Annotated in this window: 15 protein-coding genes; 3 read left to right on the top strand and 12 right to left on the bottom strand. The window is 59.5% G+C overall.

All coding sequences use genetic code 11. From position 1 onward, the window contains the following. Positions 1-68 precede the first annotated feature (68 nt). Both LC093_RS09510 and LC093_RS09515 read left to right on the top strand, forming a co-directional pair. Entirely contained in the window at positions 69-1274 is a 1206-nt protein-coding gene (locus tag LC093_RS09510; RefSeq protein ID WP_226664506.1) for an MFS transporter, read from the top strand. Next, positions 1261-2193: an alpha/beta hydrolase gene (locus LC093_RS09515; protein ID WP_226664508.1), complete on the top strand. Its 933-nt coding sequence runs from the start codon at positions 1261-1263 to the stop codon at positions 2191-2193. Before LC093_RS09510 ends, LC093_RS09515 begins: the two co-directional genes overlap by 14 nt. A 402-nt stretch (positions 2194-2595) precedes the next feature. Here the strand turns inward: LC093_RS09515 and LC093_RS09520 are convergent, their stop codons facing one another. From LC093_RS09520 to LC093_RS09540, 5 genes are all read right to left on the bottom strand, one after another. Then, positions 2596-3216, bottom strand: coding sequence for a response regulator (locus LC093_RS09520; RefSeq protein WP_226664510.1), 621 nt, complete (start codon positions 3214-3216; stop codon positions 2596-2598). Between the two features lie 41 nt (positions 3217-3257). Continuing rightward, positions 3258-4043, bottom strand: a complete 786-nt coding sequence (locus LC093_RS09525) for a 3-hydroxybutyrate dehydrogenase (RefSeq protein WP_226664511.1) — start codon at positions 4041-4043, stop codon at positions 3258-3260. 142 nt (positions 4044-4185) lie between these two features. Beyond that, a complete protein-coding gene (locus LC093_RS09530) occupies positions 4186-4563 on the bottom strand; it encodes a hypothetical protein (RefSeq protein WP_226664512.1) in 378 nt (125 codons plus the stop codon). A gap of 103 nt (positions 4564-4666) precedes the next feature. Beyond that, entirely contained in the window at positions 4667-4942 is a 276-nt protein-coding gene (locus LC093_RS09535) for a hypothetical protein (protein WP_226664513.1), read from the bottom strand. A gap of 251 nt (positions 4943-5193) precedes the next feature. Continuing rightward, complete coding sequence (locus tag LC093_RS09540; RefSeq protein WP_226664514.1) at positions 5194-6288, bottom strand: hypothetical protein; 1095 nt, start codon at positions 6286-6288, stop codon at positions 5194-5196. A gap of 148 nt (positions 6289-6436) precedes the next feature. Between LC093_RS09540 and serB the strand changes: the two genes are divergently transcribed. Further along, complete coding sequence (gene serB / locus LC093_RS09545; RefSeq protein ID WP_226664516.1) at positions 6437-7573, top strand: phosphoserine phosphatase SerB; 1137 nt, start codon at positions 6437-6439, stop codon at positions 7571-7573. A gap of 68 nt (positions 7574-7641) precedes the next feature. Here serB and LC093_RS09550 read toward each other — a convergent pair whose 3' ends face one another. The 7 genes from LC093_RS09550 to LC093_RS09580 form a co-directional block, all read right to left on the bottom strand. Beyond that, positions 7642-8856, bottom strand: coding sequence for a pyridoxal-phosphate-dependent aminotransferase family protein (locus LC093_RS09550; RefSeq protein WP_226664518.1), 1215 nt, complete (start codon positions 8854-8856; stop codon positions 7642-7644). Positions 8857-9041: 185 nt separating this feature from the next. Next, positions 9042-9215: a hypothetical protein gene (locus tag LC093_RS09555; RefSeq protein WP_226664520.1), complete on the bottom strand. Its 174-nt coding sequence runs from the start codon at positions 9213-9215 to the stop codon at positions 9042-9044. 258 nt (positions 9216-9473) lie between these two features. Continuing rightward, on the bottom strand, positions 9474-12593 hold the full coding sequence (locus LC093_RS09560; RefSeq protein WP_226664521.1) for an efflux RND transporter permease subunit: 3120 nt from the start codon (positions 12591-12593) through the stop codon (positions 9474-9476). Beyond that, positions 12590-13672 carry an efflux RND transporter periplasmic adaptor subunit gene (locus tag LC093_RS09565; protein WP_226664523.1) on the bottom strand — a complete coding sequence of 361 codons (1083 nt, stop codon included), beginning with the start codon at positions 13670-13672 and terminating at the stop codon, positions 12590-12592. The genes LC093_RS09560 and LC093_RS09565 overlap by 4 nt, the downstream gene beginning before the upstream one ends. A gap of 236 nt (positions 13673-13908) precedes the next feature. Further along, positions 13909-15900 (bottom strand): M1 family metallopeptidase, encoded by a 1992-nt coding sequence (locus LC093_RS09570; protein ID WP_226664526.1) that lies wholly within the window; start codon positions 15898-15900, stop codon positions 13909-13911. A gap of 228 nt (positions 15901-16128) precedes the next feature. Continuing rightward, entirely contained in the window at positions 16129-18213 is a 2085-nt protein-coding gene (locus tag LC093_RS09575; protein WP_226664528.1) for an EAL domain-containing protein, read from the bottom strand. 218 nt (positions 18214-18431) lie between these two features. Further along, positions 18432-20255, bottom strand: a complete 1824-nt coding sequence (locus LC093_RS09580; RefSeq protein WP_226664530.1) for a hypothetical protein — start codon at positions 20253-20255, stop codon at positions 18432-18434. Between the last annotated feature and the right edge of the window lie 3 nt (positions 20256-20258).

Raw genomic sequence — 20258 nt, forward strand, 5'->3', positions numbered from 1 at the left:
GGCGTCGTAGGAGCCTGCTTGCAGGCGAACCAAAAATAAGATGTTTGAGAGAGCAAGGTTTTATAACAATGAAAAAATACCTGTTGGAAATCCTCATGTTCAGCGCCTACGCGCTGTTCGCCGCCAGCTGGGTGTCGGGGGCCATCCTGACGCCGGCTATCCAGGCATCGTTCGGTGAAGAGGGCTTCGCCAACGCCACCTGGGGCAGCAACGTGATTACCCTGGCCAAGATCGTAGGCAACCTGGCGGCCGCCGCCCTGCTGATGCGCCTCGGTGCCAAGCGTGCTTTTGCGCTGGCTATCGTGCTGATCGCCACCGGCGGCCTCGGTGCTCTGGCGGACAGCTACGGTGCCTGGCTGGTGTCGCGCCTGACCCTGGGGCTTGGCGGGGCGCTGGCAATTGTCTACTTCGCCCCGGTGGTGCTGCACTACTTTTCTGCCGAGGAGCGTCCGCTGATTAACGGCGTCAATGCCGCAGCCTTCAATACCGGCAATCTGCTGGCCCTGCTTTCCACTACCGCCCTTGCCACCTGGATGGGCGCCTGGGAGTCGGTCGTGGCAATGTACGGTGTCATGGTTCTGGCGCTGGGGGTGCTGTGGTGGTTGAGCGCCGAGAACTTCCCCCTGTCTGGCGGTGGGGACAAGCCGGAGGAAAATTACGGCCTTAAAGAGGGAATGCGGGAATCGTTCAACTGGTGGTTGCCGCTGGCCTATTGTGGGGTGCTTTTTTGCTATATCGCGGTGTTTTCGCTGTTCCCGCTGATTGATGGCTTCGCCGTGGCCAGCAAGCACCTCTCAGCGGTGATGATTGCCGCGGGCATGGTAGGCACCGTGGCCGGAATCATCGCGACCAAGCGTATGCCGTTGCGCTTGCCAGTACTGCGTTATGCAGGGCTGGCGCTGGTGGTTTTTGCTGTGGTGATGGTCACCAGTAAAAACCCGCTGATCGCCTACTCCGCCGCGGCACTCGCCGGTTTCTGTATGTTCCTGCCGATGACCGCGCTGGTGACCCTGCCGCAGGAACTGCCGGGCATGACACCGGCAAAAATCACCGTGACCTTTGCCATGTTCTGGTCGGTCTCCTATGGGGTGGAAACCGCATTGATGTACGGCGCTGGTTTGTTGGCCGATATCAGTGGCGAGCCGGCTATGGCCGCTTATTTCGCAGTAGCCTGCTCGGCTTCCCTGTTTATTTTCTCTTTCCTGTTGCCGGAGACCGGTAAAAAACCACAACAGCCTGAAACAAGTCTGGAGGCCGATAATGCGACAGCTTGATGCAAAACTCGCCGAATGGCTGGAAGCCGTAAATGCGCAGCTGGCGGTGGTGAAAGCGGCTGGATTCGAGCCGACGCCGATTAACGCGCGTGAAAGCCTCGCCAACCTGACCCGTACCTTTGTCGAGCCGGGGCCGGAGATGGCGGTGTGTGAAACGCTGGTACATGGCGGCGAAGCGCCAGTGCCGGTACGTGTATACGAGCCTGCGAATCGCACACCGGGGCCAGTGATTATTTACTGTCACGGCGGTGGGCATATGGCGGGTAGCGTGTCGGTTTACGATCCGATCTGTCGTCGTGTTGCCGACGCCTGCGCGCGCACCGTGGTTTCTGTCGAATATCGGCTGGCTCCAGAAAACCCCTACCCGGCGGGATTGAATGATCTGGTGAGTGTAGTGCGGCATCTGGGCACGGCACTGGATAAGAAAGGCATAGAACACGATGGCCGCTGGATCCTGATGGGGGATTCCGGTGGCGGTGCCCTGTGTGCCTCCGCATCCCGCCTGCTGCAGCACCAGCCGCATTCGGTGGTCGCACAGGTACTGATTTATCCGAGCCTGGATTACACCATGCAGCTGCCGTCCATTGAGGAAAATGGCAGTGGCTATCTACTCGAAAAAGAAAAAATTCTCTGGTACTTCGAGAATTATTTTCAGGGATCGGAGAATCCTTATCTGACGTCACCACTGCATGGTGAGTTTACGGAAAACCTGCCGAAGACACTGGTGATTACCGCAGAATTCTGTGCACTGCGGGATGAGGGCAAGTTGTATGTGGATAAAGTGCGCGACGCGGGTGTAACGGCGGAGTTGATCAACTTTGACGATATGATCCATGCGTTCCTGAATCTGGAATCCATCGTGCCGGATGCCTGCGGGCGGTTTTATCGGCATGTAGCGGAGTTTGTTTCGGGCCTCTGAGTTTGCGTAGTGCTCTGTTTTTCCTTTGTGGCGGCGGGGTAGCGGGTGCAGGTTTTCAGGACCGCTGTGAATACATCCCTGTACGCTCTGTCGGCAACATCCCTGTTGCCGACAGTCCTGAAAACCTGCACCCGCTACCCCGCCTTCGCATCGAATATATTTACGTTGTAAGCGAATTTCGCACAAACAATTAATGGGCTAGCCACAGTAAGATAGGGACTCTTATCTGACGAAGTAGAGAGCGGGAAATCGAAGGTAAAGTGCCGGGTATCCGTTTTTGAAAGCGTCAGCGACAGGGACGTCGCTGACGCAGCGTACAGGGATGTATTCACAGCGGTTTCAAAAACGGATACCCGGTGCTTTGCCGCCACGGTGGTCGGAAAAGGCCGGAGACCACCATCTTCAAATTTGAATCAACGCCTGCGCTTCACGAATCAATTGCTTGCGATCACGCAGTTCCAGTTTTCTGAGAATGGCGGTGACGTGACTTTTTACGGTGGGTTCGGTGATATCCAGGTCGTAGGCAATCTGCTTGTTCAGCATGCCCTGGGCAATCATCTGGAAGATCTTGAGCTGTTGTGGTGTCAGCTGGCCAATCTTCTCCGCCAGTGCACTCTCGCTTTCCGCTGCCAGCGCTTCCGCGCTGAACCACTGCTCACCCGCCAGTACGGATTCGATGCATTGCAGGATTTCATCCGGGCGTGCGGTTTTGGACAGGAATCCACTGGCGCCAAGGCTGGCCGCCTGCTGAATCACCCCGTGCCGGTCGCTGCCGGAAACCACCACAACCGGCACTGCCGGGAAGTCATTACGAATACGGGCCAGGCCGCTGAACCCCTCGCTGCCGGGCATATTCAGATCCAACAACAGCAGGTCGACATCTGATTCGTTCAGGTAGGCGAGTGTGGAATCCAGATCCTCACTCTGCAGCAGCGAAGAATTGTGAAAATGACTGGAAAGAGTCGTGGCCAGCGCATCGCGATACAGCGGGTGATCGTCGGCAATCAGCAGTTGATAGTTCACGGCAGCACCCATGAGAATAAAAGAATCGGGTGCCAAAGATACTACTGCGCGCTCCATCCACCGTCCACCGGTAAGGCCGCACCGGTAATGGTGCCGGCGAAACTTCCACACAGGTACAGTGCCAGTTCCGCAATGGCATCCGGCTGCGTAGTGCGCGCCAGAGGCTGTTTGGCACCCACAAGTTCGGCCCGTGCGGCGTCAATGTCGATTTCCCGCTCGCGCGCGATAGACTCGATCTGAGGCTGGATCAGTGGTGTCTCTACCCAACCCGGGCAGATGGCGTTGGCGGTTACACTGGCATCGGCATTTTCAAGTGCGAGCACTTTGGTTAAACCGACCAGTCCGTGCTTGGCAGCGCAGTAGGCGGCTTTGTTTTCGGAAGCCACCAGGCCGTGCACCGAGGCGATATTGATAATGCGCCCCCAGTTGGCGGCGCGCATCGCCGGCAGTAATTCGCGGCTCAGGAAAAAGCACGCACTCAGATTAATGGCGAGGATCTGTTGCCACTTGTCCGTCGGGAATTCGTGGGCTGGGGCGGTGAACTGGATACCGGCATTATTGATCAGCACCGAAGGGTTGCCGATGGCTTCGCGGGTATCCGCCGCCAGTTGGGCGCAGCCTTCTTCCTCGGCGATGTTGGCACTGCTGAAGCCGACCTTCACTGCATAGCCGGAGAAGCCCTCGCACAACACCCGGCCCTCTTCTTCGGTCGCCAGCCCGTGCAACATCACGTGATGACCGGCGCGTGCAAAGGCGTGGGCGATAGCGAGACCGATCCCACTGGTGGAACCGGTAATGAGTACGGCGTGTGATAAATCCTGCTGCACAGCAAACTCCCGCGGCTGTTTTCACTTATTGTTTGTAGAAATCCTAACGCGGCAGTGGTGGCAGGTCTGTATGACCAAGGTATGAAACGCACGAAGCCGCCCAAGGGCGGCTTCGGAGGTTGTACGGGCACCTGTTACCCGCTTAGCGGCGATGGCCACCGTGGTGACGACCCGGACGGCTACCGTGGTGAGGACGGTTGCTGTGATGGGGCCGATTACTGTGGTGGGGGCGATTGTAGTAATGGCGGTTGTTATAACGCCCGTGGTGACGGTAGTACTGGTTGCCGCGATAGCGGTAGTGACGCGGGTAGTAACCGCGGGGGTAATAGCCGCGATAGTAGCGCGGTGACGAATAATAGAAAGATACGCTGCCGGAAGGGTAAACGTATGGGCGCGAGTAGGGGTAAGTGGAATAGCCGGCGCTGCCGGAGCTGTAGTAGCCATCGGAAACACAGGCCCCCAGGGTCAGGGTACCAAATACCGTTGCGGCCAGCAGGCCTTTCTTGAGGATGCTCTTCATAGTGAACTCTCCGTGATTTGGAGTCAGCAGTGCACTACGGCAGGTATATCTCGCGTATACCTCACACCGCGATGCGCCTGGTTAGATCATGCGATTTAGCGTGTCAGCGTGGTTGCTGTGGATACCGGTGATAGTGGGACGGGGATCCGCCGCGATACTGGCCACCCTGCCAGTAGTAATTGGGATGGCGGACATTGTGGCAGCGTCCGTTTTGGTGGCAGTGGTAATAGCGGCCCTGCACCGAGTAGTACCCCGGCCGGTCACTCTTGCCGATAGCCGTTGTGGTACTGGTCATATCATCCATGCTGCTGCACCCGGAAAGAGTGAGTAGGGCAGCGGCACCAATCGTCCCTGCGAGTCCTCCATAAATACGCTTCATACAAACCTCCACGCCGCGCGGCGGGTTTCAACTGTTCACTTCCGCTCCGTACTACACAGGTCCGTCTTGACTTTGACTGAGATCGACCTGCGGCAATGCGAAACCCAAGTGGAAAGCAATTAAAGCGTCGCGCAGTGGCGATCACGATGGTTTGCGGTGAAAGGCAACAACCAAAACGAAATGAGGAAAGCGCGGGATAGAAGAAAAAGCGAAAAGAGGCGCCGGCCGTGACGGCCGGCGGGGGAGCGGGATCAGGCGGAAACCAGCTGTTGCAACTGGTTATCGAGCAATTGCTGCAGTTTTGGATTGAGCCCAGTCACTTCGGCGCCCCAGGCGGTATCGTGGTACTGGATGCGATTTTCCAGGGACTCGTCTTCGCGCAATTCCGGGTGCAGGCAGAGGCCGCGGGACTGGGACAGCAGCTGCTCTCCGCTAAAGTCGAATTGGCTCGGTTTGGTGGGTAGGACGGCCACCGCCAGCTGCAGACCGGTAGCCCGGCTGGATTGCTGCAGACCGCGTAACAGTAGGCCCGCACAGACGGCACGGAAGGCGGCGTCGTCGCCGGCGAAGCCCAGTCCGACCGCGGGACCGGCGTTCGGCAGTGCCTTACCGTCGTAAATCCGCGACAGCAATTTCAGGCGCTCCTCAAGTTCGACCTCGAGATTCTCCAGAGCCGTGCGGGAGAGCTGGTTGCCGAGTTGTGCCCAGTTGAGTGGGCGGAGGTAGAGCCCGGCTGTAACTTCCGGGGGCGGCTTGGGCTGTGCACGCGGTATGGTAAGCGGTGTGCGCCGGGGGGAACCGGATTGCACCTGGGTTGCGGCCAGGGCGCAGGCGGCACTGAAGGGAAGTGCGAATACCAGGCACAGCAACAGGCTCGCCCAGGGGTAGTTTGCGCTTTCTCCCGGGCGCACGTTCAGGGTCACGCTGCCCGCCAGACTGTCGTGCAGTACGACCGGCTCGGTAATGGTTTCCCCTCGCTCACGTTCCCCCGCCTGGGCCAGCGGGCTGGAATCCACATCCTGCACGGTCACCCCGTAAACCGCTGGCAGCGCCAGCGCCTGTTGGGCGAGCAATTGCAGGCTGATGCGATCGCCGGCCACGATCTGCTCAAGACTCTGGGCTGCGAGCAGGGTAGCTGCAGCGCGGGCGCTGGTCATATCGCGGTCTGCGGCGCTGGCTTTCTGCTGGCCGTAGGCGTGGCCCAGGGTGGCAAGACAGAACATTGCCAGTGACAGCCAGATGGCCGCGGCCAGCAGCTGGCGTTGGCGTGCGCGGTTAAGTCCCTGGATAAATGCCGGGATCTGCCGTGAAAGTTCGGAAAGTTGGGAAATATGTTGTTTCATCATTGTTATTGCCGGTTGCTGGCGACCACAGGGCCAGTTATCGATTTTATCCCACTCCTTCAGAGAAAAAAGGCGCCGGGCTATAATGCGCGGCCAAATTCTCACGCGGATTCCCCGCATTTACAGAGAGAGTCAGCACAGAGTGTCAGTCATGGATGCATCTCCCACTACCAATGAGCGCCAGCAGGCGTTTTCAATGACCCCCGCCGCGTTGGATAGCCTCGCCACCGATGGAATCCGGGTGCGCTACCTGCGGTTAAATAGCGGGGAGGACCACTGGCATTTGGGGCTGCAGTGGCCGCAGGAGCTGCACACCACCCTGGTCAACGGCGAGGTTTTCGCCGCCTTGCCCGCTGCCCCCGCACCGGTTCACGCTCCCTGGTGCCTGACCCTCCTCACCGATACGTTACAGCTGGCACAGTTGCAAGCGGTGCGCCAATTTGTTGCTGCGCAGGGCTGGCGGCCGGTTGCAGCGGATACGCTGGCACGCCGCGAAGACTGCACGGTGATCCGCCTGCAACTGGAGGCGGGCCTCGACTTCCACAGTGCGCGGCATGCGCTGCTGGTGCTGGCTGAAAAAATCGGCGTGGAATTGGTATTGCAGGCCGGCGCGAGCCAGAAGCCGCCAAAGCTTGCCTGCTTCGATATGGACTCTACCCTGATCCAGGCGGAAGTGATCGACGAGCTGGCCAAGATCGCCGGGGTGGGCCACCAGGTAGCGGAAATTACCGCGGCGGCGATGCGCGGCGAGCTGGATTTCCAGCAGAGCTTCCGCAAGCGCATGAGCCTGTTGCAGGGCTTTACCGAGCAGAGCCTTTCTGAAATTGCTCCGCAATTACCGCTGATGAACGGCGCCCAGCGACTGCTCAGTGCCCTGCGTGCGCTCGGCTGTAAAACCGCGATCCTTTCCGGTGGCTTTACCTACTTCGCCCATTACCTGCAGGCGAACCACCTGGAAGTTGATGTTGTACACGCGAACCAGCTGGAATTTGATGCCGGTAGCCTGACTGGTGGGGTGATCGAGCCGATTGTTGACGGTGCGCGCAAGGCACTGTTGCTCGAGGAGCTGGCGGCAGAAATGGATCTGTCTCTGGATCAGGTGATCGCGGTCGGTGACGGTGCCAACGATCTGCCGATGCTGTCACTGGGCGCACTTGGTATCGCCTTTCACGCCAAGCCCAAAGTGCGCGCCGAGGCGCCGCAGGCCATTGACGGTTTTGGCCTGGATGCGGCGCTCTATCTGTTTGGTCTCAACGACAACCAGATCGCTAACCTGCTTGACGACTAAGCTCTATGGAAGGTGTTCTGGCGCTGTGAAAACCTCTCCGGCGCGCCATGTGCCGGAGAATGTCATTTTCATGCGCAGCCAATAAGCGAGCTTTCCAGTTCCCCCATGCCGCGCGGGATATCTACCGGTACGCGCAGGTCGCGCATGGTGCAGCCGAGTGCATGTAGCGTGCGGAATAAATTCTGCGCGCGGCACTGTTCTCCCATCTGGCCAATGCGCACAATGGGCAGCCCGAAGGATCCGGAGATCTCTACCTGATAATTTTTAGACATGTAGGCGCAGATATCGCGATTGCTGATACTGCCGGGCGTTTGAATTCCGATAACGGAGTTCAAGCGGCTTTCTTCAGGGATAAACAGCTCCAGTCCCATTGCCTGAATGCCATTCTGTAAGGACTTTGAACAGCGCTCATGGCGCATAAAACGGGCCTGCAGGCCTTCCAGGCAAATAAGTCGCAATGCTTCATGCAACGCCAGCACGCCAGAAACCGGTGCTGTGTAGTGGTAAGAACCCTTGTGCCAAAAATTTTCCGCGAGCTTGGCGTCCAGGCACCAGTGCGCGGGTGTCCAGTTGCGGGTTTGAACTTTATTCCACGCTGCTTCAGAGAAGGCGACCAGGGAAACGCCTGGAATAGACGATAAGCCTTTTTGCCCTCCGGTAATGACCGCATCGATTTCCCAGTTGTCCATTTGCAGCGGCATGGTGCTGAGTGTGCAAACTGCATCGATGATCGTAAGGCAGCCTCTTTTTTTTGCCTCACTGGCCAGTGCCGGCAGGTTTTTGTTGAAGGTGGTGTTCGAGGTTTCCCCCTGTACGATCGTGATGCAATCCGGCTCGAATTGTTCAATTGCCGCAACAAAACGATCCAGTTCTACCTGGGACTTGTCCGGGCATGACAAGATTTCAACATTGGCGCCCAGGCGTTGGCACATCTCGGCCATTCTGTGGCTGAAGTAGCCGTTGCACACGCAAAGTACCCGTGTGTCTTTGGTGACCAGGTTCGCAATGGCCATTTCCATTGCCGCGGAACCCGGCCCGGCTACGCCCAGAATCCAGGGTGACTGGGTTTGGAAAACATACTGTGACATCTCTTTAACCTGGCCAATGATCTTGGACATGGTTGCGCCGAGATGATTGATCACATGTCGATTGGCATTAGCGACCAGTTCTGGGATCGGAACCGGCCCCGCTCCCATCATGAGTAGCGGTTCGGCGGGCAGGATTTCGCTGAGCGATGAAATTTCCGGGGCTGGTGAAAATCCGGTTTCTACAGAATGTTCCATATCGGTATTGGTCGGTTACTGCGTTGTTAACAAGGGGGTTCAGATTTTGCTGGCAGGCAGAAGCAGTGTCTACGGAAATTGAGAAACTGCAGGTCCGCGAGGAATTGAGAGTGGGTATACGTGTGCTATTTGCTCTCAACGACAATCTGATCGTTGAGTTGCGAAGGAATAAGCTGCGAAAAATTTCAGTAGGGACGAATCAGGCCAATGGCCGGTGGGAGCCCACTGCTGATTTCTGCAAATGGCATTGGCGGCCTGCGCTCGCGCTTACCTTCCTGGTAGCACACCTGTTGTTCGCAGGCGGTGATGGCCAGCATCAACCCGATCAGAGCGATGGCGGTGAGAAATCGTGTGCGCATGGTCATCCCTGTTATGCGATTGGCGTTTGGGGTGTGATGCCAATTAGACGAGTACTAACGGTAAATAGTTGCACTCGGGGTGGCTGAGCTTAAGAGAAATGCGCCGTTAATCACAGGCCTTGCTGAGTGATTATGCTTATTCGGCGCATAAATCTACCCGGCATTTTTTAGTGCTGCTTTTCCCACGTTATTTTCCGCTACTGGCCGGCGCGCTCTCCAGCCAATGGCTATCGAGCGCGCCGGCGATGGCCTGGGCTTTTAATCGGTATTTTGTGTCGGGTATTTCGCTTCCAGACTGGCTACGTCGCGGCTGACCTGTCCCGGTGAGCCGGTCCGTCGTGCCAGTACGTCGTAGGCTACGGGTACGATGTAGACCGTGAATAGGGTCGCCGCCAGCACCCCAAACAGTACCACGGTGCCGATTACTGCACGGGTCTCTGAGCCTGCACCGGATGAAAGCAGCAGTGGCAGTGATCCGGCGGCGGTGGTGATACCCGTCATCATGATCGGTCGTAGCCGGGTCTCTGAGGCCTGGCGCAGTGCCTGGCCGAATTCCACCCCGCGATCCCGCAATTGATTGGCGAATTCCACGATCAGAATACCGTTCTTGGCTGCCAGTCCCACCAGCATGATCAACCCGACCTGGCTGTAGATATTCAGTGATTGGTTCGTGAGTAGCAGTCCCGCCAAAGCGCCGGCCATGGCCAGGGGCACGGTGAACATGATTACCAGCGGGTGCACGAAACTTTCAAACTGGGCGGCGAGTACCAGAAAGACCACCAGCGCGCCTAGCAGGATGGCGAACAGGATGGTGTTGCCGGAATCCTGGAAGCTCTTTGACTGGCCCTTGTAGTCGATTACCGGTGTGCCTTCGAGGTTGTCGTCCACCAGCTGGTTCAGATAAGCCAGCGCTTCGCCAAGTACCAGGCCATCCGCCAGGTTCGCATCGAGGGTAATGGAACGCACCCGGTTATAGCGCTGCAGCTGCGGAGAATCTGCGTATTCACTCACTTCCACCAGACTCTGCAGCGGGATCAATGCGCCGCTGGTGCTGGAGCGCACGTACAGGTTTTCCAGGCTGTCCGGGGTGCGCTGCATTTCGCGCTCCCCTTCGAGGATCACGTCGTACTCCTCACCGTTGTTGATAAAGGTGGTGGCGCGCAGGGAGCCGAACATGGTCTGCAATGTAGTGCCCACATCGCTCACCTGTACCCCCAGATCCGCGGCGCGCTCGTAGTCTACATTGATGCGTAGTTGCGGCTGGGTTTCCTTGTAATCCCAATCGATCCCCAGCAGTCCGGGGTTGGATTTTTCGATGGCGCTGTTCAACTGATCACGCCACTGGGTCAGTTGTTCGTAGCTGCTGCCGCCGATAACAAACTGCACCGGCTTGCCGAGGCCGCCGCCGAAGCTCTGGCGCATGATCGGGAAAGCGCGCACGCCGCTCAGGTCGCTCACCGACGCGCGCACCTGGTTCATCAGCTCAAATGCCGATGGGCGTTCACCCCAGGGCGCTAGGGTGAAGATCACCATGCCGGTATTGAAGGTGGCAGAGGTGCCGAAGGAGCGCGGTGAGCGCACCAGCAGGCGGTTTACATAGCCCTTCTCCACCAGCGGCATCAGGCGCTCCTCGATGGTGTCCATGTACTCCTGCATGTACTGGTAACTGGCACCCTCGGGGCCGTTGACCAGCAGGAAGAAGGAGCCGCGGTCTTCCCGTGGGGCGTATTCGGTGGGGATCAGACGGAACGACAGTGCGGCAAATATCATTACGGCCACAAACACGCAGCCGGCGACCCAATGTTTGCGCAGGATGAAATCGAGCCCACCGCGGTAACGGTGCTGTACGCGGGTGAGCGCGTTGTCCATAAAACGCGTGGCCGCATTGTGCTCGTCATTGGGGCGAATCAGTTTCGCCGCCAGCATTGGTGACAGGGTCAGCGCGGTGATGGAGGAGAAAATTACCGCGGCTGACATGGTCAGTGCAAACTCGGAGAACAGCCGGCCGATATCACCCTCGAGGAACGTAATCGGCACGAACACCGCTACCAGTACCAGGGTGGTGGCCACCACTGCAAAGCCCACTTCGCGGGCGCCGCGGTAGGCCGCGAGCAGCGGCGGCTCACCGTACTCATCCATGCGCCGGAAAATGTTTTCCAGCACCACGATGGCATCGTCCACCACCAGGCCGATGGCGAGTACCAGCGCCAGCAAAGTCAGCAGGTTGATACTGAAGCCGAAGGCATAGAGCAGGATGGAGGTGGCAATCAGGGATACCGGTACGGTTACCGCAGGCACCAGGGTTGCGCGCCAGTTACCCAGAAACAGGTAGATCACCAGGGTCACCAGAATCACGGCAATCACCAGCGTGGTGTACACCTCCTTGATGGCCTCGGACACAAACACCGAGGCATCGTAACTCTGGCTCAGGCGCATGCCGTCCGGCAGGGTCTTGTTGACCTTCGCCATCTCGGCCTTGGCCGCTTCCGCCACCGCAACGATATTACCGGTGGACTGGCGGGTAATGCCGATGCCCACCATGGGTTCACCATTGCCGCGGAAGGTGGAGCGATCCTCGGCGGAGCCCAGCTCTACCCGCGCCACATCGCCGAGGCGCACCACGTGGCCGCTGTCGCCGGTGGCAATGGCGAGGCGCGCGAAGTCTTCGGCGCTCTGGAACTGGCGTTGCAGGCGCAGGGTGAACTGGCGATCGGTGGACTCCAGATAACCCGCTGGCAGCTCGCGGTTTTCTGCCCGCAGGGCCCGTTCGATATCCGTACTGGTGACGTTATGGGCGGTCATGGCACCGCGGTCCAGCCAGATACGCATGGCGAAATCTTTGGCCCCGCCGACGCGCACCCGGGCCACGCCGTCCAGCACCGAGAAACGATCCACCAGATAGCGGTTGGCGTAGTCGGTGAGTTCCGGCACGCTCAGACGGTCGGAGGTGAGGTTCAGCCAGATCACCACGTCGTCGCTGCTGTCGACTTTTTCAATTTCCGGCGGATCCGCCTCCACTGGCAGGTTGTTCAGTACCCCGGAAACACGGTCGCGAATATCGTTGGCCGCGCCGTCCACATCCCGGTTGATATTGAACTCGATGGAGATGCGCGAGCGCCCATCGGTACTTGAGGATGTCACGGTCTTGATGCCCTCGATACCGGCGATGCGGTCCTCGATCAGGCGGGTGATACGGGTCTCCACAATATCCGCGGAGGCCCCGGGATAGTTGGTGTTGATGGACACGATAGGCGGGTCGATATCGGGGTATTCCCGCAACGCCAGCCGGTCGAAACTGATCAGGCCGAATACCACCAGCAGCAGCGACAGTACCAGTGCAAATACCGGGCGTTTGACCGCCGTATCACTGATGATCATTGTGAGCCTGCCCCGTTTTCAGCCTGTATGGAAACTTCCTGCCCATCGCGAATATGCAGGGTACCGCGAGTAACTACCCGCTCTCCCCGGGACAGCCCGGACAGTATTTCCACCTTACCCTGATAGCGTTGGCCGATTTGCACCGCGCGGCTGCGCACCACCTGGCCGCCCTCGGTTTTCTCCACCACAAACACGGACTGTTCCCCCGCCAGTGGCACCAGTGCGGCTTCCGGAATGGTCAGCGCTTCCCGTGGGTTGCTGATGATACGCACCCGCAGCAGCATGCCGGGCTTGAGCTGGCCATCGGGATTGTCGAGGCGGCCACGCACGGTAAACGCGCGGGTCTGCGGGTCTACCCGCGCTTCCACAATCATCACCTCGCCGTTGAACACCCGCTTGGGGTGGGCCTGGCTCACGGCCTCGATCTTCATGCCGCCGGAGATCGCGGACAGCTGCCGCTCGGGTACGGTGAAGTCCAGTTTCAGGCGGGCGATATCCTGGATGGTGGTGAGCTCGGTAGTCGGCGTCGCCAGGCTGCCGACACTGATATTGCGCAGCCCCAGCTGGCCGTCGAAGGGCGCGCGGATAATGCGGTCGTTGATACGGGCCTGCAGCCCGTCGATCAGTGCGCGGGTCTCGGCCACCTGGGTTTCCGCGGCTTCCAGCTGTTCGCGGGTGCTGAGGTTTTTTCCCACCAGCCCGCGCAGGCGTTTCGCATCCCGCTCGTAGCGCTGCAGGGTCGCGCGGGCGCCGGCCAGCTCCGCCAGTTCCTCGCCGTGGCTGAGTTCCACCAGTACATCGCCGGCCTTGACTCGCTGCCCGCTCTCGAACGCGATGCGGCTGATATGTTCCGTCACGCCCGCGCGCAGGGAAACAAACTCCCATGCTTTTGCTGTGCCCAGAGCTTCCACCGGGTTGGATATGTGCTCCAGTTTCACGGCTGCCGCGCGCACCGGTATCGGTGCGCTGTCTGTGCCGCTCTGGGCGTACAGCGCGCTGGGAGAAACGGAAGCAAGGAGCAATGCGCAAGTTGCGCCAATGATTCGGGATGCTGGTCCGAATACGGGGATCGCTTTCATGATGACGGGAAATACCTGGTGGTCGGGGGCTTTATTTTTGGTTCGAACATGAGAAAGCCTGGCAGCAGGCCAGTAACTTTCAGTAAGGCTTAAGAAGCCGGGATAGGGGTAGGATATTACAGAAATTTACCTCCCACCGTATGGACGGCGGGAGGTAAATCGATGGACGGCACAATTTCCGGGACTGTCTGGGATAGTCCCGGGGCCGGCCGATCGGGCAGGACGTGCTGAAGTGATCAGTCGCCGTAGATGATCTTGCTGTTCACTTTGACGGTCAGCGGGTGGTAGCCCGGCTTGGCTTTCTCGAAAATCCGCTTGGCCTCGTCGGTCTTGCCGTTCTCCACCAGGTTGCGATACAGCGGGCGCAGGAACTTGTTGCGGCCGATGCTGACCAGGAAATCTTCCAGGCGTGCATTGGCGGGCTCGTAGTCGTTGCGCACGGCAATCATCAGCCAGCTGAAGGCGATTTCATTGTTCTTCGACTGGGTCAGCTTGAAGGTCTCGTCCAGCTCTTTCAGCTGCTCTTCACTCAGTTTTTCCGGCATGCCGTCGAGGAAGTACTTCCACTGGTGGAAGGTCCAGCCACTGGTGTCGATATCACTCGCTTTACTCTCACCGTTCAGCCACTGCTGACGAATCGGATCCAGCTTGGTGAAGGCATCGGACTGCGGGTGCGGTGCACCTTCCGGGATGCCGGGCTCAAAAATCCACTGGTTGATGCGCTCAGCATCCACCTTGTCCGGATACTGTTTTACCAGGGTATTGTTCAGGTACTTTACGAAGTCTTCCGTGGTGATGCTCTGGAAGGCGAAGTGGTTGAAGTAATCCAGCAGGAACTTGTCAAAATTCTCGCGACCGACTTTCTGTTCCAGCTCGTACAGGAACAGGGAGCCCTTCTCGTAGGGGATATTCGAGAACACTTCATCGGGATCGCGGCCGCGCAGGTCGATGGCCATGATCTCGTCTTTGTCTTCGCGATCGTCCAGGTCCGCTTTCAGGTCGTCGTAGCCCAGCGCCATTTCCATCTTGTAGCGGTCGTCGCCGTAGACGAACTGCATGATGCGGTTGGTCAGGTAGGTGGTGAAACCTTCGTTCAGCCACAGGTCGCGCCAGCTGGCGTTGGTCACCAGGTTACCGGACCAGGAGTGGGCCAGTTCGTGGGCGATCAGCGCTACCAGGCTCTTGTCACCGGCAATGACGGTGGGGGTGATGAACGACAGGCGCGGGTTTTCCATGCCGCCGAAGGGGAAGCTCGGGGGCAGGATCAGCAGGTCGTAGCGGTCCCAGCGATAGGGGCCGAAGTTTTCCTCGGTTGCCTCCAGCATGGACTCGGTGTCTTCGAACTCCTTCGCCGCTGCTTCCAGCAGCTCCGGCTCGGCGTACACACCGGTGCGCTCGCCCATGGGTTTGAAGTCGAGATTGCCGATGCCGATGGCGATCAGGTAGGACGGAATCGCCTGCGGCATTTCAAATTCGAACACGCCATCCATTTCCGCGTCCGGATCGTTGTTGGCGCTCATCACGGCGCGCAGGTCTTTCGGCGTGTGGATGGTGGCCTTGTAGGTCACACGCGCTTTGGGGGAGTCCTGCAGCGGGATAAAACTGCGGGCGTGGATAGCCTGAGCCTGGGTAAACAGGAACGGGTGCTTCTTACCCGCGGTCTGCTGCGGTTCCAGCCACTGTACGCCGGAGGCACCTGGCGAGGTCTGGTACTCGATGGCGACCTTGTTGGCGCCCTTCGGGAGGTTGATCTTCAGCGGGGTGCCGAGGTGCGGATCGACTTTACCCAGGCTGAACTTGACCGGCTTCAGGTCGCTACCGATACCGGCACGCACGGCCTTGATGTCCAGATCGCGGGTATCCAGGACCAGCGGCTTGTTTTTGCTGTTCAGCACCTTGAGGTCCAGGATGGCCTGGCCACTCAGTACCTTGTTATCGAAATCGGCGGTGAGGTCGAAATCGACATGTTTGACGAGGTAATCGTTGGTGTTGGCGAAGGAGTGATAGTCGACACCGGACTCCGGCGCGGCCTTGTCGGCCATCGGCGCCTCTTTCTCGAGGTTTTCCGGCTTGTACTCGGTGGCGCTTTCAGGGATCTGCTCGGCGCTCGGCTTTTCTGCCGGGGCTTCGCTTTTGCTGCAGCCGGCGGTAACGGCGGCAAGGGAGCAGGCCAGTAGCCCGGCACCGATCAGGCGGCCGAATCTGGCGTTGAACAATTGGGGCGACATGCAATGGCTCCGTGATTGTTGTTGTGCTTGGTATGAAAGAAGCGGATAAATTTCTCGCGGCACAGAATACCCAATTGGGGCGGCAACGTGGAAACCTGGTGCAAGAATTTGCGAGCCTGGCACAAGGTTAGTCCGTTTTCTTGTGCAGATGGCTGGTGTTCGGGGCGAGGCGCAGTGGCGGCCGTATGGCCGCCCCCCCCCCCCCCCCCCCCCACTACTGGGGAGGGCTCAGTCGAGGCTGAAATCAAAGGCCATCTCATCCGCCGGCGGCTGTACGTAGTAGCCCTGGATGTAGTCGGTGCCGGTCTGCCACAGGGTGGGCAGCATGCTGGCCTGTTCTACATGCGGAACGATGACCTGGGTGTTGATGGATTTCAGCTGGCCGACCAGCTTCACCAGATTCTCGCTGTCTTCGCCCTCGTCCTGTACTTCGCGCACGAAGGACGCATCGATCTTGGCGATATCCACGTTGACGTGTTCCAGTGATTTGAACGGGCTCAGGCCGGTGCCGAAGTGGCAGATGGCCACGCGGCAGCCCATGTCCTGCACCAGTTTGGTGAAGTCGCGGGCGGCGTGCAGGTTGCTGTTGATGTCTTCGGCACGCAGCTGGAAGGTGACAGTCTTGGGCGACACTTTTGCCGCTTTGAACGCAACGCCGAGCCAGGCTGGCAGGCTGGTGTCCTTGAGTGAGGCCGCGGTGAGGTGCAGCAGCAGCGATACATTGTCGCCTTTGGCGCGCTGCGCGGCGGCGGCCTTGATCGCGCTGAGGATCACCCAACGATCCATTTTGGTGGACAGTCCAGCGTCGCCGAGGGCTTCGAGGAAGGCGATGGGGGCCAGTTGCTCTTTGCCGTCGACAAGGCGTACCAGTACTTCGTAAATCTTCTCGCCACTGCCCTGGAGACTCAGGATGGGCTGGTAGAGCAACTTGAGGTTGCCGGCTTCCAGCGCCTGAATAACGCGGGCGCGGTGGTAGGTATTGGCATCGCCCTGTGCTTCGCTGTCGGGCTCGTAGAGGGCGAAGTCGTTGCTGGTGCCTTTGGCCTGGGCCTGCTCGTGGGCCTTGCGCGCCTGCTCCAGCACCTTGTCGGCATTGCCGGAGGTTTCGCTCATCAGGGAAATACCGATAGAGACCGTGATATGCAGGGTCTTGCCGGCGGCTTCAAAGATGGTATCGGAAATTTTCTGCAGAAGCTCTTTGGCACGCATCTCCGCGCTGTCCGGGGTGGTTTCCGGCATCAGCAGGCAGTAACTCTCTTCGCCGTAACGGGCGATGACATCGCCGCGGCGCACGCTGCTCTGAAGAAGTTGGGCAACTTTCTTGTGCAGGTCGTCGGTGCCGGCAACGCCGAGAATCTGCTGCACGGATTCTTCGTAGCGGTCGATTTCGACATACATCAGGCCGCCTGTGCGCTGGGAGCCAGCGGCGGACTGAATGGCATTGTCCAGCAGTTGGACGAAGCGCTGGCGGTTGTACAGGCCGGTGGCTGCGTCGCGGTTCTTGGCTTCGCTGAGTTTGGCTTCCAGCTCTTCGGTATTGCCGCTGCTGGCCGCAATGCGTACCTGCAGGCAGCGCTCTTCATCGTAGATGGTGGTGAGTACTTCCGCCTTGATGGGCACCGGGGTGCCCTTGGCGGTTTTCGCGGTGAACTGCCACTCCTGGGCTTCCACTTCGTTGTTCTTTATTGCGCACTGGCGCAGGAACTCGCGCGCGTCCGGCTGCTCGCCTTCGGTGAGCATGTCGATCAGCGGCTGGTATTCCACATCGTCGCGATCCTCATAACCGAAGCGTTCGGCGAAAGAGCCGTTGGCGTAAACCAGCAGGCCGTCGGAGACGTAGGCGATGGCATCCTTGGAGCTGTCGAGCAATTCCTTGGTGCGCTTAAGGGTGGCGTGGTAGCGGCGATCGTGAAGGCGGGCCTGGCGGCGCTCCTCGAGGGCGACCAGTTCGCGCTGGATGACCAGCAGCAGGTGCTGGTCGTCATCCATGGTGATTACGTCCCGCGCGCCGGCCTTGAGCCCTTCAACGACCGGTTGTGAACCGGTGCGCTCGGTGATCAACAGGGTGGGGACGTCTTTCTGCAGCTTGTTGATGGTGCGGATTGCATTGCTGGGATCCAGCTGCTGGCTCTGTTCCGTCGCGATCAGCAGATCCCAGGCATGCTCCTGCAGAAGCTTGGTAAGGGCGGCTTCGCTAGTGACATGCTGGGCGCGATTGGAGCGACCAGCATTGTGCAGCATGCTCACCAATCGCTGTGCTTCGGCGGGGGAGTCATTGATCAGGAGAAGTCGGATGGTGTTATCGCTGCTCATTTTTTTCCTGTTGTACTGCTTTGCGGCGTTATTTTTTGACTTCATTCAATCCGCGTGCCGAATGGGCAGGTACTGCCGTGCCGGTCAGGCCATTCAGTAGAGTGCACGAGGGTAGCCACAAACCCAGTAGTGTAGGCCGCACGCACGGTGGGGAACAAGTGCACAGTCGGCAATCTGTGATGGCCTATTCCGTCTTTAGCGTGCGCCCGAACCTCGCTTCAGGAAAAGTCGAACATGGCAAAGCTGCCAGTACATGCTGTCTGGTTGTACAGGGTGACACAACGGGCTTGTCTGGCGGCGACGACATCGATGGTATCGCCGGGCTGAAACAAAGGAATTGGCAGTACCAGCTCAGGTGCCCGGCCGCAATCGCCGGTGAGCAGGGCGGAGATGGAGTCGGTGCGGCGACCATCGCGGGTGTGGCGGTGTACGCGCACGGCACTGGTTTGCCCGCCGAGCAGCTCGACTCCGATGCGACAGTGGTCCGGAAGGGCATATTGCCAGCGTACCAGGGCGACCTCCCAGCGGCCGGCGATGGTGATGCCGATCAGATCGCCGCTGCGCAATTTGCCCTGGACCTCCGGCGGCAGCCGCAGGCCAGCGCCGCCGCTGCTGGTGTTGAGCAGAGTGCACGGAATGCTCTGGTATCGTCCCTGACTGCGGCGCTGGCTGTCTCCCCGGGTAGTGGGTGCGCTGGGCAGGGTCACTTCATAGTCCCGTAAAGTCGTTCCCGAATGGAAATCCACGGCGCCAACCTCCATCACCAGCTGCTGTTCTCCCGATGCCGGTGTACCCAATGTCATTCCGGTTTCGGCGGTTGCCGTTGAGCCGTGGTTAAGGTGGTGGCAGATCGCGGTGATGCCAATCACTACCTCGCAACGAATATTCACCGGTGTCCGGCGGCCGCCGCGGCCCTGGTCGCCGCTCCACAGGTTTTGCACCCTTTGCAGCAGGTCCGGAGAAACCGCCCGTGGCCGCTGGATACGACGCTGCAACTGCTGCAGAGGCCCGCTGAGATCGATGGACCAGCCATGTGGCAGGGAAAAATGTTGTGGGTCTACCCCGGCATTGTGCAGCCGCATGGCGGGAATCGGGGCCTGGTCCAGTTTGAGGTTGGCGAGTAGTACGCGGCTGCCGGAAAGGTGCCGATCCAGGGTGGTGGCTCGCGTTGCCCAGTGGCCGCACAGGTGCCAGAGGTCCTGTTGCTCGCTCGCAGTGAGTTGCAGGGGGTTGGCACTGGCAAACAATGCACAGTGCAAGTAGGGCGTGTCGAGACGCTCAAATCCCAGGCGGTTGGCACCGGGTTGTTTGCGGGCAAGCGGGTCGAAAACACGATCCCGGCTCACGCCCTGCTTGCGGGCCAGTTGCAGTAATAGCTGCAGCCGGGTCCAGGTGTGCTTGGGGGTGGCAAAGTTAAAGTGGCAGCAGGTACGAAGCAGGCGCCGCAAGCTGTCGCTGGCCCGGTGCAGTGCCTGGCGTAAACGCCGGCGTCCGAGCGGGGAGCCTGATAGATTGGCCAGTTCCACGCAAACGCCCGTGTAGGCCTGTGCCAGGTGTTGATACAGGATGCAGGCTGTATTTACTGCGCGGCGGACCTCCTGGGGCTGGTGGCTGCCCTGCGGTTGTTGCGGCTCTTGCGTGAATGCGAGGCTGTCGCCGAGCTCTATGATTACCGGTCGCAACGTTTCCAGGCAGGCCAGCCTGAGGCTGGCCTCCGCTTGCCATCGGCTCACTTCATTCAGCAGGCTGCGCAAGGTCGCCGCGCGGCGTTGTGCGGTGTCGGCGCTGATGTTCTGCGGTAGCGAGTGCTGAAGCCAGCGGTGCAGCTGACGGGGATTACGACAGCCACAGGAAAGCCTCGCCAAATCGCGCTTTGGAGCGGCGAGTTTGAGGTTAGAGGCGCTGCCAGTGGGGGCTTTGGGTCTGGGCTCAGCTGTGAGTCCTGGTCGAGGCGCGGACTTGGGGGGCGGCGCAATTTTTACGCGGCGGGTGGCTCGGGCATCCTGCCCGGTCTCTGGCTCGGTTAATTCTGCTTCCTGCATGGT

Source organism: Microbulbifer aggregans (genome assembly GCF_020524005.1).
Classification (GTDB): Bacteria; Pseudomonadota; Gammaproteobacteria; order Pseudomonadales; family Cellvibrionaceae; genus Microbulbifer; species Microbulbifer aggregans_A.